Source organism: Streptomyces sp. NPDC006326 (assembly GCF_040612915.1).
Taxonomy (GTDB): Bacteria; Actinomycetota; Actinomycetes; order Streptomycetales; family Streptomycetaceae; genus Streptomyces.
This window is the reverse complement of the sequence record NZ_JBEXRC010000034.1, coordinates 1-14,696: the sequence shown is the minus strand read 5'-3', so window position 1 is coordinate 14,696 and position 14,696 is coordinate 1. Positions and strand designations below refer to the sequence as shown.

Annotated in this window: 14 protein-coding genes; 11 read left to right on the top strand and 3 right to left on the bottom strand. The window is 73.9% G+C overall.

Annotated elements, in window-relative coordinates:
* Window positions 1–5: 5 nt before the first annotated feature.
* A complete protein-coding gene (locus ABZ128_RS24210; RefSeq protein WP_356850885.1) occupies window positions 6–1,946 on the bottom strand; it encodes an AAA family ATPase in 1,941 nt (646 codons plus the stop codon).
* A 377-nt stretch (window positions 1,947–2,323) separates the two neighbouring features.
* A complete protein-coding gene (locus ABZ128_RS24205) occupies window positions 2,324–2,941 on the bottom strand; it encodes a hypothetical protein (protein WP_356850949.1) in 618 nt (205 codons plus the stop codon).
* A gap of 169 nt (window positions 2,942–3,110) precedes the next feature.
* On the opposite strand from ABZ128_RS24205, the gene ABZ128_RS24200 reads away from it, so the two are divergent.
* From ABZ128_RS24200 to ABZ128_RS24170, 7 genes are all read left to right on the top strand, one after another.
* Window positions 3,111–4,565 (top strand): peptidase C39 family protein, encoded by a 1,455-nt coding sequence (locus ABZ128_RS24200; RefSeq protein ID WP_356850884.1) that lies wholly within the window; start codon window positions 3,111–3,113, stop codon window positions 4,563–4,565.
* A 90-nt stretch (window positions 4,566–4,655) separates the two neighbouring features.
* Window positions 4,656–5,093 carry an SPW repeat protein gene (locus tag ABZ128_RS24195; RefSeq protein WP_356850883.1) on the top strand — a complete coding sequence of 146 codons (438 nt, stop codon included), beginning with the start codon at window positions 4,656–4,658 and terminating at the stop codon, window positions 5,091–5,093.
* Window positions 5,094–5,221: 128 nt separating this feature from the next.
* Complete coding sequence (locus ABZ128_RS24190; protein WP_356850882.1) at window positions 5,222–5,374, top strand: SCO1431 family membrane protein; 153 nt, start codon at window positions 5,222–5,224, stop codon at window positions 5,372–5,374.
* Window positions 5,375–5,648: 274 nt separating this feature from the next.
* Window positions 5,649–6,821 carry an acyl-CoA dehydrogenase family protein gene (locus ABZ128_RS24185; protein WP_356850881.1) on the top strand — a complete coding sequence of 391 codons (1,173 nt, stop codon included), beginning with the start codon at window positions 5,649–5,651 and terminating at the stop codon, window positions 6,819–6,821.
* Between the two features lie 11 nt (window positions 6,822–6,832).
* Window positions 6,833–7,159 (top strand): GNAT family N-acetyltransferase, encoded by a 327-nt coding sequence (locus ABZ128_RS24180; protein ID WP_356850880.1) that lies wholly within the window; start codon window positions 6,833–6,835, stop codon window positions 7,157–7,159.
* Window positions 7,160–7,666: 507 nt separating this feature from the next.
* Entirely contained in the window at window positions 7,667–8,800 is a 1,134-nt protein-coding gene (locus ABZ128_RS24175; RefSeq protein WP_356850879.1) for a hypothetical protein, read from the top strand.
* 30 nt (window positions 8,801–8,830) lie between these two features.
* Window positions 8,831–9,928, top strand: a complete 1,098-nt coding sequence (locus ABZ128_RS24170; protein WP_356850878.1) for a phosphotransferase family protein — start codon at window positions 8,831–8,833, stop codon at window positions 9,926–9,928.
* 21 nt (window positions 9,929–9,949) lie between these two features.
* Here ABZ128_RS24170 and ABZ128_RS24165 read toward each other — a convergent pair whose 3' ends face one another.
* A complete protein-coding gene (locus ABZ128_RS24165; protein ID WP_356850877.1) occupies window positions 9,950–10,396 on the bottom strand; it encodes a hypothetical protein in 447 nt (148 codons plus the stop codon).
* A 216-nt stretch (window positions 10,397–10,612) separates the two neighbouring features.
* Here ABZ128_RS24165 and ABZ128_RS24160 point away from each other — a divergent pair, with 216 nt between their 5' ends.
* The 4 genes from ABZ128_RS24160 to fxsA all read left to right on the top strand — a co-directional run bounded on the left by ABZ128_RS24160 (window position 10,613) and on the right by fxsA (window position 14,599).
* Window positions 10,613–11,053: an Lrp/AsnC family transcriptional regulator gene (locus ABZ128_RS24160; RefSeq protein WP_030240692.1), complete on the top strand. Its 441-nt coding sequence runs from the start codon at window positions 10,613–10,615 to the stop codon at window positions 11,051–11,053.
* A gap of 135 nt (window positions 11,054–11,188) precedes the next feature.
* On the top strand, window positions 11,189–12,811 hold the full coding sequence (locus ABZ128_RS24155; RefSeq protein WP_356850876.1) for an amidohydrolase: 1,623 nt from the start codon (window positions 11,189–11,191) through the stop codon (window positions 12,809–12,811).
* A gap of 343 nt (window positions 12,812–13,154) precedes the next feature.
* Window positions 13,155–13,955, top strand: coding sequence for a polyprenol monophosphomannose synthase (locus ABZ128_RS24150; protein ID WP_356850875.1), 801 nt, complete (start codon window positions 13,155–13,157; stop codon window positions 13,953–13,955).
* Window positions 13,956–14,014: 59 nt separating this feature from the next.
* Window positions 14,015–14,599 carry an FxsA family membrane protein gene (gene fxsA, locus ABZ128_RS24145; protein WP_356850874.1) on the top strand — a complete coding sequence of 195 codons (585 nt, stop codon included), beginning with the start codon at window positions 14,015–14,017 and terminating at the stop codon, window positions 14,597–14,599.
* Window positions 14,600–14,696 lie beyond the last annotated feature (97 nt).

Genomic DNA, 14,696 nt, shown 5'->3' with positions numbered 1-14,696 from the left:
CGCCCTCACAGCGGCGGGGGCTCCGGGCGGCCCCGGTCCTGCGGGCCCCGGCCCGACAGGACCTCCCCGTACGCCTGCATCAGGTCCGGCAGCCGCAGCGTCGCCAGGTCGTCGCGGGACGGCTCACCGGCGAAGCCCGCCAGCCGCAGGTCCCGGTAGGCGCAGCTCTTCTCGTACAGGGTGCGCAGGAAGCGGCCGTTGCCCAGCTCGTCGATCCAGCCCTGCTCCACCACGTGCCCGCTGATGCTGCGCAGCTCCTCCAAGGCCTCCTCGTCCCAGCGGTCCCCGTTCGCCTCCGCCAGCACCCCGCCGATCGCGGTCAGCTCGGGCGGCCGGTAGCTCGGGAAGTCCACCCGCGTGGTGAACCGCGAGGAGAGCCCCGGATTGGTGGCGAGCAGCCGGTCCATCCCGGCCGGATAGCCCGCCAGGATCACCACCAGGCGGTCCCGGTTGTCCTCCGCCCGCTTCAGCAGCACCTGCAGGGCCTCGTCCCCGTACGCGTCGCCCTTGCTGTACCCGGAGTTGGACAGGCTGTACGCCTCGTCCACGAACAGCACCCCGCCGATCGCGGAATCGATCAGCTCATTGGCCTTGACGGCGGTCTGGCCCAGGAACTCGCCCACCAGATCGGCCCGCTGGGCCTCCACCAGGTGGTCCCCGCCCAGCAGCCCGAGCGCGTAGAAGACCCGGCCCAGGATCCGCGCCACGGTCGTCTTGCCGGTACCCGACGGCCCGGAGAACACGAAATGCCGCTTCGGCGGCTGCACCGGCAGCCCCTGACCGGCCCGCAGCCGCGCCATGTGCAACTGCGCGGACAGGGCCTTCACCTGACGCTTCACCGGCTCCAGGCCCACCATCCGCTCCAGCTCGGACAGCGCCCGGGCGAGCAGCGCGGGGTCGGACGGTCCGGCCGGCAGCCCCCCGGGCGCCGTCTGCGGCGGGACGGGCGCCTTCCGCCGGACTCCCTCCACCCGGCCCGTGGCGGGCGCCCCGAACCGCGGGTCCGGCGCCTCCGGCGGCAGCAGCGGCTCCGGCTCCGCCTGCCCGTCGGCCGCGATGTCCTGGACCGGGGCCCCGCCCAGCGCCACCGCCGCGAAGTCCCCGCCGAGCGAGGACAGGCCGTGGCCGGCGTAGCCGGCGTCCGCCGCATGCCCCGCGTACCCGGCGTACCCGTCGGCGTCCTCGCTGTCCTCGATCGCCGTCAGCCGCGCGGCCGTGTCCATGAAGGCCGGGTCCACCCGGTGCACCGCCCGGTACAGCGGCAGCGCCGCCGCGCTGCGCCCGGTCCCCTCGTGCGCCCGCGCCAGCCAGTACCGCAGCTCCTTGCGCTGCGGCTGTTCGCTGCGGCAGCGCATCAGCGCCGCCGACAGCATCGGCTCGGCCTGCCCGTACATCTCCAGCCGGACCCGGGCCATCCCGCCGAACAGGCCCGCCTCGATGCCCAGCAGCGGATCGTCCACCAGCGGTTCGGTGTGCCGGACCAGCTGCTCCCAGTCCTTGACCAGATAGGCCCGGCAGGCGTGCAGGAAACGTACCTGCGCGTCGGCGTCCACCGGCGGCAGGGCGGCCAGCGCCTGGTCCAGCTCCGGCACGTGGCGGCCGTCCAGCCAGTGCGAGGCGTGGGCCAGCAGCAGGTCGCGGCGGCTCTCCAGTACGGGCTGGACCCACCAGCCCAGCCAGTACCAGGAGTTCAGCGTGCGGCGGTGGCGGGCCCGCTGCTCCCCGAAGCGGTCGCGGTGGGCGTACATGCGCAATAACGCGTTCGTGGTGTCCACCCGGAGGGCGTGCAGGCCCAGCCAGGCGTCGGCCATCGCGGGATCCAGTCGTACGGCCGTCCGGAACTCCTCCTCGGCCTGCGGATAGGCGCCCATCGTGCAGGCGTCCACCCCGCGCAGCCAGGCGAGTTCGGCCGGGGCGTGCGTACTGCCCGGCGCGGCGAAATCCATCACATCCCCCACAAGCCTGCCCCGTGGTGCCCGGCAACCCCCGCATCGAGCCCGCGAGTTGTCCACCGCGCCGATGAAACCAGGGGTGCATCGTACCTGCGGGGACGCACCTTACCCAGGGTGCGGGAGGCGCGGACCCGCCGAGGCCCGGGCGGAGGCGGGGTCACGCAGGGTGAAGATCCGGGGGAGGCGGGCCGGGCGCGGCGGCCGCGCGGAAGGGGGCCCGGGCAGAACGAAGCCCCCGATCACGGGGGAACAATCGGGGGCTTCGCGTCTGCGGCGGCCTGGAAAGACCGCGCATTGAGAACGTAAGGCCGGTGCGGGGCCCAGGTCAAGCACACCGGTGAAGGCCCGCGCCGCCTGATTCCGGCGGCCGATCAGGCCCGGGGGAGTCCGTTACGTTCGGTGACGGAAGTCGCCCGTCCCGTCGTCCCGGGCGCCCCGGAAGTCCACTCGTATCCCGTACCGCTCTGGCGTACCAGGGTGTCGGCGAAGGGGCGCGAAGGATCATCCGAGAAGTGCGCGAGCTCCGCGCGCTCCCACCCGTCCCAGAAGTCGGAAAGTTCACGCCCGTCCCGGTGCCGTCCGCGCCCCCAGGACTGCGCGCGCGGAGTCTCCATCCACAGCAGCCGCGCCAGGTGCGGGCGCAGCAGCCGCCGCCCCGCCCCGACCCCCTCGACGAGCAGCACCGGCGCGGGCTCCAGGACCCGTTCCGGGCCGAAGCGGCGCTCCACCCAGTCGTACGGGGCCCAGTGGGCGGGCCGCCCGGCGGCGAGCGGCTCCAGCACCTGCGCGCGCAGCCGCTCCGGCCAGTCGAAGAGCTCCTCGTGGGTGGCGACGTCGTCCAGGTGCAGCACGGGCGCCCCGCCCAGGGCCGCGGCGAGGTGCCCGGCGAAGGTGCTCTTGCCCGAGCCCGCGTGGCCGTCGATGCCGATCAGCCGGACCGGGCCGAGCGAGGGCGGCAGGCCGCCGAGCTCGCGGGCGAGCCGCTCCAGGGGCTGCGGCCGGCCGGGGGGACCGGAGGGTGCAGGTGACTGCTGTGACTCCACCCGGTCAGGGTATGACCCCGACACGCACGCGGCTTCACCGCCCGGCTGCCGGGAACTGTAAGGCTGGGGAAGCCGACCGGCACACCGCACCGACCGACTCCGGGGGACCGCCTCGATGACCGCACCCACGCCCCGCCGGGCCCTGCTCGCGATCGCCCTCGCGGCCGCCACCGCCGCCGCCGTCCCCGGCGGCAGGGCCGAGGCCCGCACCGCCACGTCCGGCACCGTCCCGGCCGGCAACGGCGTGCCCGGTACGGCGCCGTCCGGCACCGGCCCGGCCCCCGCCGGCCCGGATTCCGCGCACCCGGCCGCAGCGGGAGCCCCCGCCCGGAGGATCGACAACCGGTTCTGGTTCACGGCCCCGCACTGGCGGGCCGGCACCCACCGGGGGACCGCCGCCGTCTCCGGCACCCGTCCCGGCGTGCAGATCGCGACGCCGGCCGGCCGCGTCCAGTACGCCGACCCGCACACCGGGAGGAAGGGCACCTGGGAGTACGCGACCTGGACCTCTCCGGTGCACCACTCGACCGTCCCCGCCTCCGAGCTCATCGCCTCCTGGAACGCGCACACCCCGGCGGGCAGCTGGATCCAGACCGAGCTGCGCGGCACCTACACCGACGGCACGGCCACGCCGTGGTACGTGATGGGCCGCTGGGCCTCCGGCGACGGCGACATCCGGCGCACCTCCGTGAACGGCCAGACCGACGGCCGCTCCACCGTCTGGACCGACACCCTGGCCGTCGACGCCCCCGCCAAGGCGGGCGGCCTGCGGATCAAGGACTGGCAGCTGCGCCTGACCCTGTACCGCACCCCGGGCAGTGCGGTCGGGGGACCCACGGTCTGGCTGGCCGGGGCCATGGCCTCCGACGTCCCGGACCGTTTCACCGTCCCGGCCTCCATCCCCTCCCGCCCGGCCCGCGAGCTGAAGGTCCCGCGGTACTCGCAGGAGCTCCACGTCGGCCAGTACCCGGAGTACGACAACGGCGGCGAGGCGTGGTGCAGCCCCACCTCCTCCCAGATGATCATCGAGTCCTGGGGCCTGCGGCCCGCCGCCCGGGACCTCGCCTGGGTCAACCCCGGCTACGCCGACCCCCAGGTCTGCCACGCGGCCCGCTCCACCTACGACTGGGCGTTCAAGGGCTGCGGCAACTGGCCCTTCAACGCCGCCTACGCCGCGACCTACCCCGGGTTCGCGGGCGTGGTCACCCGGCTCGGCTCCCTCAACGACCTGGAGGCCCTGATCGCCGCCGGAATCCCGGTGATCACCTCCCAGTCCTTCCGGTCCGAGGAGCTCACCGGCGCGGGCTACGGCACCTCCGGCCACCTGATGACCGTCATCGGTTTCACCGCGGCCGGGGACGTGATCGCGAACGACCCGAACTCGCCCGACAACCCCTCCGTCCGCCGCGTCTACCGGCGACGGGAGTGGGAGAACGTGTGGTTGCGCACCAAGCGGCACGACGCGGCGGGCAAGACCCTCTCGGGCTCCGGCGGCATCTGCTACCTCTACGCCCCGGCCCGTCCGAGCGAGGCCCAGATCCGGGCGCTGCGGTCGGCCGGCGTGCTCTGAGGACGGCCGGACCTGCATTGACCGCATAGAGGGATAAGGCGAACATAAGGGGGTAAAGGGCTTATAAGTCTTCTACAGGAGGCGGCCCCCATGACCACCCACAGCAGCATCGAACACCACCCCGACCTCGCCGAGATGCGCTCGCGGTTCGAGCGGGTCACCAGCACACCGGCCGCCCAGGCCGTGGAGGCGCTGGCTCTCATCACCGGCCTGTACCTGGCGGCCTCGCCGTGGATCGCCGGGTTCAGCGTGCTGACCGCGCTGACCGTCAACAACCTGATCGCAGGTCTGGCGTACTGCCTGTGCATGAGCGGTCTCGGCTCGGCCTACGAACGCACCCACGCGATGGCCTGGACAGCACTGGCCATCGGCGCCTGGACGATCGTGGCTCCCTGGGTCATCGCGGGCAACGTCGACACGACCCGCACCGTGGTGAACAACATCATCACGGGCATCGTCGCATGCCTGCTCGCCCTGGCCATGGCAGCCATGGCGGGCCGCAACCGCGTCGGCCGCACCGCCCGCTGACACCGCGCACGACACCCCGGAACACCGGGCCCCGACCGCGAGCCGGCCGGGGCCCGGCCACGTGATGCGCGCCACCCGTGAGCCTCGTCTCTACCGCGAAAGCCGCATTCGCTGTCACATTGGTCCGCATGACCGCATACACCGCCGCCCTCACCGCCCGTGCCCGCACCCTCGTCGGGACCGGCGGCCCCAAGGACTCCTCCGCCTGGGTCGAGCACGTGCTCGGCTGGACGCTCGTGGTCGTCGTGGCCATGTTCATCACGCAGGTCGGCTGGCTCTGAACCCAGGTCGGCCGGCTCTGACCCGCTCTGCGCGATGCGGTTCGTGCCGGTGTGTCCGGCCCCGTCCGCTCCCGAAAGGCCGTTCGGTCGGGCGGGTGATCTTGCCCCGGTGACGGGACGGCCCTGATCGGGCATACTCAAGCCGCCGCAGCCCCTGAACTGCTCCTTCCGCGACCCGGGAGGGCAGTATCGGCTGTGAGAGCACCGAGATCCGGCGGCGCGTCCCACACCTCACGCGTCGCCGCCGTGCCCGACGAGGGAGGAGAGCGCCGCCATGAACGACCGCGCCCCGCAGCCGGTGGACCGACAGCTGCCCACCGAGGAGTCCCGGGACCTCCTCGCACTTGTGCGCGAGATCGCGCAGAGGGAGATCCGCCCCGCGGCCGCCGAGGAGGAGGACGCCGGGAAGTTCCCCCGCGCGATCTTCACCCTGTTGTCCGAGGCCGGTCTGCTGGGTCTTCCGTACGCGGGCGAGTTCGGCGGCGGCGAGCAGCCGTACGAGGTCTACCTCCAGGTCCTGGAGGAGCTCGCCGCGGCCCGCCTGACCGTCGGCCTCGGCGTCAGCGTCCACTCCCTCGCCTGCCACGGCCTGGCCGGCTACGGCACCAAGGAGCAGCGCAGCGCCCACCTGCCCGACATGCTCGGCGGCGGCCTGCTCGGTGCCTACTGCCTCTCCGAACCCGCTTCGGGCTCCGACGCCGCCTCGCTGACCACCAAGGCGGTGCGGGACGGCGACGACTGGATCATCACCGGCACCAAGGCCTGGATCACCCACGGCGGCGTCGCCGACTTCTACACCGTCCTCGCCCGCACCGGCGGCGACGGCGCCAAGGGCATCACGGCCTTCCTGGTGCCGGGCGACGCCGAGGGCCTGACGGCGGCCGCCCCCGAGAAGAAGATGGGCATGAAGGGCTCGCCCACCGCCCAGCTGCACTTCGACGGCGTCCGCGTCCCGGACAGCCGGCGCATCGGCGAGGAGGGCCAGGGCTTCACCATCGCGCTGGCCGCGCTGGACGCGGGCCGCCTCGGCATCGCGGCCTGCGCCATCGGTGTCGCGCAGGCCGCCCTCGACGAGGCGCTCTCGTACGCCCTGGACCGCAAGCAGTTCGGCCACCCCATCGCGGACTTCCAGGGCCTGCGCTTCATGCTGGCCGACATGGCGACCAAGATCGAGGCGGGCCGGGCGCTGTACCTCGCGGCGGCGCGGCTGCGGGACGCGGGCAAGCCGTTCTCCCGGCAGGCCGCGATGGCCAAGCTGTTCTGCACGGACGCGGCGATGGCCGTCACCACGGACGCCGTCCAGGTCCTCGGCGGCTACGGCTACACCGCGGACTTCCCGGTGGAGCGCCTGATGCGCGAGGCGAAGGTGCTCCAGATCGTGGAGGGCACCAACCAGATCCAGCGCATGGTCATCGCCCGCCACCTCGCGGGACCCGAGTCGCGCTGACCTCCCCGTCGTTGGAGGTCCGCCCGCCCCTGTCCGACGCGGAGCTGAACGAGCTGTTCGCCGCCGCGTGGCCGGGGCACCGGGCGGCCTCCTTCGCGGCCGTCCTGGAGCGCAGCACGGCCTGGATCGCCGCCCGCCGCGCAGGCCGCCTGGTCGGCTGCGTCCACGTGGCGGGCGACGGCGGTGCACACGCCTTCATCCCGGACACCACGGTCCACCCGGACGAACGCCGCCGCGGTCCGGGAGTCCGCCCGGTCAGGGCCGCCGCCGAGGCCGCGCGGGCCTCGGGCGCGCAGTGGCTGCACGTGGATGACGAGCCGCACCTCGCGGCCTTCTAGGCCCGCTGCGGCTTCCGCACGACGGCGGCGGGCCTGCTCTCGCTCCGGGAGTCGGGGGCCTGATCGCCGAAGAGGGGCCCGCTCGGCCAGATGGGGGCGCGGGCGACCCGGGACCACTCCGGGTCCCTGCTCCCGGGCAGGGTGCGCCCGTCGTCGGCCCAGCGGGCCAGCAGCGCACGGTAGATCGGTGGATCCGGCTGTTTCTGCTGAACCGATTCTTCGTAGCCGGGCGGCATCGGCCTGCGGCGACGTCCCGTCCGAGGCGTGGAAGTCTGAGGCGTGGTCATGCAGGGCCAACGCGCCACCGGCCGCGCGGGTAACCGCCCCTCCCCTGCGGGTTTCCGTTCGATCCCTCCCCGGCTGTCCGGCCGGGCGTGCCGCCGTGTCAGAACGTGCCAGAACTCTGGTCGCCAAGACGGTTTCTGACGTACCGTCATATCCGCCGAGCCGTCGCACTCCACCATGCCACCGCGCCACCATGCCACCGCGCCGCCCAGGAGGTTTGCCATGCCCGCGGACCGACCCGTACCCCTCGACGAATACCCCGTCCACCAGGCCCCGCTGTCGATGAAGCACCTCGTCACCGGCGACCGCAACGCCTACGACCGGTGCATCTTCCACGTCTTCGACCACGCCGGCCGCGCCGTCCTCATCCTCGGCCTCGGCGTCTACCCCAACGCCGGCGTGATCGACGCGTACGCCACCCTGCGCCTCGGCGACGAACTCCTCGCCGTCCGCGCCTCCGACGCCCTCACCGACGACCGGATGAACCTTTCCGTCGGCCCGCTGCGGATCATCGTCGACCAACCGCTCAAGCAGATCACTCTCCAGTGCGACGCCGACCCCGCCGACCCGCAGGGGCTCTCCTACGACCTCACCTGGACCGCCGAGTTCCCCGCCGTCTGGGAACCCCACCACGTCCAGCGCCGCGGCGACCGCCTCATGCTCGAAGGCCGACGCTTCGTCCAGGCCGGCCACGTCACCGGCACCCTGCGCGCCCGCGGCGAGCAGTTCGCCCTCACCCCCGGCGCCTGGACCGGAACCCGCGACCGCAGCTGGGGCGTCCGCCCCATCCCCGGCGAGGACGGCGGCCGCGCCGCCGAAGAGCACCGCCCCGAGGGCTTCCACTGGCTCTGGATCCCCGTCCGCTTCGAGGACCGCTTCCTCATGGTCATCACCCAGGAGGACGCCGACGGACACCGCACCCTCAGCGAAGCCGTCCAGGTCTTCCCCGAAGGCAGCGGCCGGGGCGACGTCCAGCTCGGCTGGCCGCACACCGACATCCGCTACCGCCCCGGCACCCGCCACCCCGAGAGCGCGGTCGTCCACCTCACCGACCCCGCCCGCAAACCCCTCGAACTCGGCGTCGAGATCCTGGCCTCCTCCCCGCTCGCCGTGGGCGCCGGCTACCCGCCCGCCGCCGACTGGCAGCACGGCAGCTGGCAGGGCCGCGGCTGGACCGACCGCCGCGCCTACGACCTCTCCGACCCGGCCGCCCACCCCATGGCCGCCTTCGGCGTCACCGACCACGCCGCCCGCTTCACCCTCGACGGGCAGACCGGTCACGGCATCTTCGAACACGGCAGCTTCGGCCGCCACGACCCGAGCGGCTTCACCGACTACGGCTCCGTGGCCCAGTAGCACAGAACCGGCAGCAGCAAAGGGGCAGTCATGGCAGCAGCACCGGCACCACGTCCCCGCACCTCCACCCGGGAACCGGAAGAACTCGGCCGGCGCCTCGCCGGCTGGCTGGACACCCGGCTTCCCGGGGCACAGGTGACCCACGTCCGCGTCCCCGCCTCCAACGGCATGTCCAGCGAAACCCTGCTCTTCGACATCGAACACCCCGACACCCCGGTACGGGCCTGCGCCCTGCGGCTCGCCGCCGACCCGGCCGCGTACACCGTCTTCCCCACCTACGACATGGCCCGCCAGCACCGGGTGATGAGCCTGGTCGCCACCCACACCGACCTGCCCGTCCCGCGCGTGCTCTGGCTGGAGGAGGACCCCGGACCGCTCGGAGCACCCTTCTTCGTCATGGCCCGCGCCGAGGGCCGGGTACCGCCCGACGTCATGCCCTACACCTACGAGGGCAACTGGCTGCACGCCGCGAGCGACGCCGAACGCGCCGCGCTCCAGGAGGCCAGCATCTCGCTGCTGGCCCGCCTGCACGACCAGTTCCCGGCGAAGGAGGCCGAGTTCCTCCTCCCCGACGGGACGGGCAGCCCGCTGCGTCGCCATGTGGACGCCCAACGCGCCTACTACGCCTGGGTGGTGCGCGGACTGGCACCCTCGCCGCTCCTGGAACGGGCCTTCGACCGCCTGGAGGAGCTGTGGCCCGCCGACGAGGGCCCCGCGGTCCTCAACTGGGGCGACGCCCGCATCGGCAACGTCGTCTACGAAGGCTTCGAACCCGTCGCCGTCCTCGACTGGGAGATGGCGGCCTGCGCCCCCCGCGAGGTCGACCTCGGCTGGACCGTCTACCTGCACCGCTTCTTCCAGGACCTCACGGTGGGCTTCGGCCAGCCCGGCCTGCCGGACTTCCTGCGCCGCACGGACCTGGAACGCCGGTACGCCGAACTCACCGGTCACACCCCGCGGGACATGGAGTTCCACACCCTGTACGCCGCCCTGCGGCACGGGATCGTCATGCTGCGCATCGCCTACCGGCAGGCGCACTTCGGCGAGGTCGAGATCCCGGCGGATCCGGACGGCCTGATCCTGCACCACGCCAGCCTCGCGGCGATGGTGCAGGGAACGTACTGGTAGCTCCGGCTGCCGGTGCTCCGGTCAGGCGGCCTGCGCGTGCTGCCGCATCTGCGGCAGCAGCGTCGGCGCCGGCATCCGCACCGGCCGCGAGCCGGGGCCGCCCACGTGCGAGAACGGCTGCGTCCGCCAGTCCAGCCCCTGCGGCAGGGTCAGCAGCACGACCTCCAGGTCCTGCGCCTCCTCACCGCCGCCCGCGCCCGCGGTCGGCAGCGCCTCGGCGGCCGGCCGGCCCGTACCCGCGCACACCGTGAGCCCGAAGGGGTTCCACGGGGTCAGGCAGAGTGCGTGCTCCGGCAGGTACTCCTCGTCCGCCACCAGGGCGATCGACTGACCGCAGTCCGGGCAGATCGCGTGGTGGATCTCGAAACCCTCGCCGTCGTCGAGGTACTCCGCGTCGTCCGCGTACGCGGAACCGCCCGGTTCCAGAGGCTCCGGTTCCGTACGACCGGCGCGCTGGGTGTTCTGCATGGATGTACTCCCCCTTGAGTGGGCCGGGCGGGCATTCCCACGGCCTCGGCCACAGCAAGCACTTCCCGTCGCGCGGCACGAGTAACCACGACACCCCGGCGTACGCGTACATACCCCTGTGGCTTTGGTCACATGCCTGCCGCAGGTGCCACTTGTGGGCGGACAGCACTGGGCCTGGAGGGGTATTGGGCCGTAGGTTGTGCGGCTATGAGCGCAATGGAGGAGCTGGACCGCCAGATCGTGGATCTGCTCGTACGGGACGGGCGGATGAGCTACACGGACCTGGGCAAGGCCACCGGACTGTCCACGTCGGCGGTCCACCAGCGGGTACGCCGCCTGGAACAGCGCGGGGTGATCCGCGGGTACGCGGCGGTCGTCGACCCCGAGGCCGTCGGGCTGCCGCTGACGGCCTTCATCTCGGTGAAGCCCTTCGACCCGAGCGCGCCCGACGACATCGCGGAGCGGCTGGCCGGCGTACCGGAGATCGAGGCCTGCCACAGCGTCGCCGGCGACGAGAACTACATCCTCAAGGTCCGGGTGGCCACGCCGCTCGAACTGGAGGACCTCCTGGGCCGGCTGCGCGCCCTGGCCCACGTCTCGACCCGCACCACGGTGGTCCTCTCCACCCCGTACGAGGCCCGCCCGCCCCGCGTGTGATCCCCTCCCGGCGCACGCCCCGCGCCGGCCCGGCGCGGGGCGCCGCCGGCCCGGACCGGAGCAGGCCGGGCGACGCGCGGGCCCGGGGGAGGGGGCGCGTCCGGGCACGGCCCCGCGACCCGCGAAACTGGGGGCATGACCGACCGCACTGCCTCCGCCACCGCCGCCGGAACCGACCGCACCGTCCTCCTGCGCGGGGGCGAGGTCCACAGCCCCGCCGACCCCTTCGCCACCGCGATGGTCGTCGAGCGCGGCCACATCGCCTGGGTCGGCTCCGAGGGCGCCGCCGACGCCTTCGCGCAGGGCGTCGACGAGGTGGTCGACCTCGACGGGGCCCTGGTCACCCCCGCCTTCACCGACGCCCACGTCCACACCACCGCCGCCGGCCTCGCCCTCACCGGGCTGGACCTCTCCGGGGCCGCCTCCCTCGCCGACGCCCTCCGCCTCGTCCGCGCGTACGCCGACCGCCGCCCCGCGGACCGGGTCCTCCTCGGCCACGGCTGGGACGCCGCCCGGTGGCCCGAGCGCCGCGCCCCCCGCCGCGCGGAGCTCGACGAGGCCGTCGGGGGCCGCCCGCTCTACCTCAGCCGCATCGACGTGCACTCCGCCGTCGTCACCACCGCCCTGCTGGACCTGGTGCCCGGACTCGTCGTCCGCGGCGACGAGCCGCTGGTCCGCGACGACCACCACGCCGTCCGCACCGCCGCCCTCGCCGCCGTCACCGCCTCCCAGCGCGCCGAGGCCCAGCAGGCCGCCCTCGACCGGGCCGCCTCCCTCGGCATCGGCTCCGTCCACGAGTGCGGCGGCCCCGGGATCTCCTCCGCCGAGGACTTCAGCGACCTGCTCAACCTCGCCCGGGAACGCCCCGGGCCCCGCGTCTTCGGCTACTGGGCCGACCGCGACCTGGAGCAGGCGGCCGCACTCGGTGCGATCGGCGCCGCCGGCGACCTCTTCGTCGACGGCGCCCTCGGCTCCCACACCGCCTGCCTGCACGCCCCGTACGCCGACGCCTCGCACACCGGCACCGGCTACCTCGACGCCGCCGACATCGCCGAGCACGTCGCCGCCTGCACCGAGGCCGGCCTGCAGGCCGGTTTCCACGCCATCGGCGACGCCGCCCTCACCGCCGTGGTCGAGGGGGTGCGCGCCGCCGCCGACAAGGTCGGCCTCGGCCGCGTCCGGGCCGCCCGGCACCGCGTCGAGCACGCCGAGATGATGACCCCCGCCACCATCGCCGCCTTCGCGGACCTCGGACTCACCGCGTCCGTGCAGCCCGCCTTCGACGCCGCCTGGGGCGGCGAGGACGGCATGTACGCCGACCGGCTCGGCGCCGAGCGCGCCCGTACCCTCAACCCGTTCGCCGCCCTCCTGAAAGCCGGCGTCCCGCTCGCCTTCGGCTCCGACGCCCCGGTCACCCCCTTCGACCCCTGGGGCACCGTCCGCGCGGCGGCCTTCCACCGCACCCCCGAGCACCGGATCTCCGTACGGGCCGCCTTCACCGCCCACACCCGCGGCGGCTGGCGGGCCCTGGGCCGGGACGGCGCGGGCGTGCTCGTACCCGGCGCCCCGGCCGACTACGCGGTGTGGGAGAACGCCGAACTGGTCGTCCAGGCCCCCGACGACCGGGTCGCCCGCTGGTCCACCGACCCCCGCTCCGGAACCCCCGGACTGCCCGACCTGACCCCCGGCGGGGACCTTCCGGTGTGCCTGGCCACCGTGGTCGGCGGGCGGGAGGTATTCGTACGGCCACAGGGGTGATCCGGCGGTCCTCGGCTCGGTACGGGCGGCCGTACCCGGATAGGTTCGGCCGGGTCCACCAAAGGACGTCCGTACCGGACGGATCCGTCCGCTCAGCGCGCCCGCGCCTCGGGGGCGAGGGAAGGTTTCGCCGGTGGGGGCACCCCTGGGGGTACCCCCGGACGGAGTCTGGGGGAGACAGCCGGGGGAGGTGGCCCCGTCGGGGCCCGGCGGTCCAGTAGACAACGGTGACGGCGATCCGCAGCCAGCGGGAACCGGACCGGCCCGAAGGACCGCGGGCCCCGACCACTGTTCTAGAGTCATCCTCTGTGACAGGACGTACCAGAACACGAAGGCGGAACCAGTGAGCGACGGCGGACAGCGAGGCCACGGACCGCTCGGCACGGCCTTGGTGATCATCCCCACCTTCAACGAGGCGGAGAACATCGGGCCGATCGTCGCGCGCGTGCGCGCGGCGGTGCCCGAGGCGCACATCCTGGTCGCGGACGACAACAGCCCCGACGGGACCGGCAAGCTCGCCGACGAGCTGGCGGCCGGCGACGACCACGTGCACGTCCTGCACCGCAAGGGCAAGGAGGGCCTCGGCGCCGCCTACCTGGCGGGCTTCGCCTGGGGCCTGGAGCGCGACTACGGCGTGCTCGTCGAGATGGACGCCGACGGCTCCCACCAGCCGGAAGAGCTGCCCCGGCTGCTCACCGCACTGGCCGGCGCCGACCTGGTCCTGGGCTCGCGCTGGGTCCCGGGCGGCCGCGTCGTCAACTGGCCCAAGAGCCGGGAGTTCCTCTCCCGGGGCGGCTCCACGTACTCCCGGCTGATGCTGGACGTGCCGATCCGCGACGTGACCGGCGGCTACCGGGCCTTCCGGCGCGAGACGCTGGAGGGGCTGGGCCTGGAGGAGGTGGCCTCGGCCGGGTACTGCTTCCAGGTCGACCTGGCCCGGCGGGCCGTGAAGGCCGGCTTCCGCGTCGTGGAGGTGCCCATCACCTTCGTCGAGCGCGAGTTCGGCGACAGCAAGATGAGCAAGGACATCGTGGTGGAGGCCCTGTGGCGGGTCACCCAGTGGGGGCTGAAGGCCCACGCGGCCAAGCTGACCGGGCAGGACAAGGCCAAGGGCCGGGACGGGGCCGGGGACCACGCCCCTTAGGGGACGTCCGCCACCTCCGGCTGAGGCCGCTCTTACGCCGCTCCCGGCACACTGGATCCATGATGAGCGGCGTTCCCACTTCCTCGGCCCCGCGGCGGCGCTCGCCCGCCCGTACGTTCCTGCCCCTGGCGGTCGCCGCCTGGCTGATCCTGGAGATCTGGCTGCTCAGCCTGGTCGCGGAGGCGGCCGGCGGGCCGGCCGTCGCCGCACTGGTCGCGGGCGGAATCGTCCTCGGCGCGGTGGTCATCAAACGCGCGGGACGGCGGGCCTTCAGGAACCTGACGAGCACCTTCCAGCAGGCCCAGCAGGGGGTCCGGCCCGCTCCGCAGCAGCCGGGCGGCGGCAACGGCCTGACCATGCTGGCCGGTCTGCTGCTGATCCTGCCGGGTCTGCTCTCCGACGTGGCGGGCCTGCTCCTCCTGGTCCCGCCGGTGCGGGCGGGGGTGGGGCGGCGCTTCGCCCGCTCGCTGGAGCGCAGGATGGCCTCGGCCTCCGCGGGCGGTTTCGGGGACGCCTTCCAGCAGGCGCGCATCCACTACCCGGACGGCAAGGTGGTCCAGGGCGAGGTCATCCGGGAGGACGGCGCGCAGCAGGCCGGCGCGGCCCGGCCCGACGCGGGGTACAGGCCTCCGCTGGCCCCCTGATGCCGGCCCCCTGAGGAAGGGCACGTTCGAACGGGACCACCTCGAAGCCGTCCGCCGGGTCCACCGACGTGATCGCTCCGGTCAGCGAACGGGGAGC